Origin of the sequence: Bartonella sp. AP3QHHD (assembly GCF_042195765.1) — a bacterium.
GTDB lineage: Bacteria > Pseudomonadota > Alphaproteobacteria > Rhizobiales > Rhizobiaceae > Bartonella.
Map to the genome: position 1 here is coordinate 1 of NZ_JBHIPC010000062.1, position 1,442 is coordinate 1,442.

At 39.1% G+C, this 1,442-nt stretch carries 1 protein-coding gene; it reads left to right on the forward strand.

The annotated features are described in order from the left end of the window. A partial coding sequence (locus ACFIL7_RS03460) for a helicase-related protein (RefSeq protein ID WP_375683364.1) occupies positions 1-1,442 on the forward strand: 1,442 nt, incomplete at both ends.

Below are 1,442 nucleotides of genomic sequence, written 5' to 3' on the forward strand. Positions count from 1 at the left end.
CCGGAATTTGATCTGATCATTTGTGATGAAGCACACCGTACCACTGGAGCTGTGTTAGGAACAGACAAGAGTGAATCTGAGTTTATCAAGGTTCATAATAATAGCCTTATTCGGGGAAAGAAACGTCTGTATATGACAGCAACACCTCGTATCTTTAGTGATAATGCCAAAAAACAAGCTAATGAGATTGATGCCGTTCTGGCTTCTATGGATGATGAAGAGCTTTATGGCAAAATCCTTTATTCTTATAGTTTCTCCCATGCTGTAAAAAATGGACTTTTAACGCCTTACAAGATTATCGTTTTAGGTGTTGATGAAGGAGAAGTGAGTAAATCTATCCAGCATCTGATGACAGATGAGAATTATGAACTTATTCTTGATGATAGAACAAAGATCATGGGTTGTTATCAAGCTCTTACCAAAATGGATCTGAAAATTGATCTTGGAGATGATACAAGACCCATGCATCGGGCTTTGGCTTTTTGTAGAGATATTGATACTTCTGAACGCATATGTAGAACATTCAACGATGAAGAAGTTAAGAAAGATTTACGTAATCTTCATGAAAACCATAAAAATATTCCCCCTCTTAACTGTCAAGTAGATCATATTAATGGAAAATCTGGTGCCAAAAACCGTACGATAAAACTTGATTGGTTGAAAGAAGATGCGGGTGAGAATGTCTGCCGTATATTAACCAATGTACGCTGCCTTTCAGAAGGTGTTGATGTTCCTTCCCTTGATGCGGTTATGTTTTTACACCCGCGTAAAAGCCAAGTGGATGTGATACAAGCAGTGGGACGTGTGATGCGTCGTGCAAAAGGCAAAAAGATGGGTTATATCATTTTGCCGGTTGGTGTTCCTGCTGGTGTTTCACCAGAAGAGGCATTAAAAAACAATAAGAGATACAGTGTTGTCTGGCAAGTTCTCAATGCTTTGCTTGCCCATGATGAGAATTTTAGTAAAACCCTTAACCAGATGGTCTTAGGACAAGACGTAAGCTCTATCATCGACATTGTTACAGTTTCTAAAAAGACCGAATTAGAGAATGTCACCACGGTTATTGACGAAATCCCGCTCCACGAAAAATCAGAAAAATCCGGACTTTGTATTGGGACACAAGCTCATGAACCGCACCAAACATATGAAGGACAAGGAAGATTGCCCTTTTTTGTTGAGTTTCCCAATGCTCTCAAAACACTGATTGTTAAAAAATCTACTATGAGTGATTATTGGGGCATTTGGGCTGGCAATGTTGCTGAGATTGCACAAAACCATATCACACGCCTTCAAACTATGCTTTCTGATCAAACAAGCGAAGCTTATCATGCCTTTGATGCGTTTTATAAAGAATTAAAAAACAACTTAAACAGTGAGATAAAGCAAGAAGAAGCGATTGAGATGTTAGCGCAACATCTTGTGACGCGTCCCGTGTTTGAAGC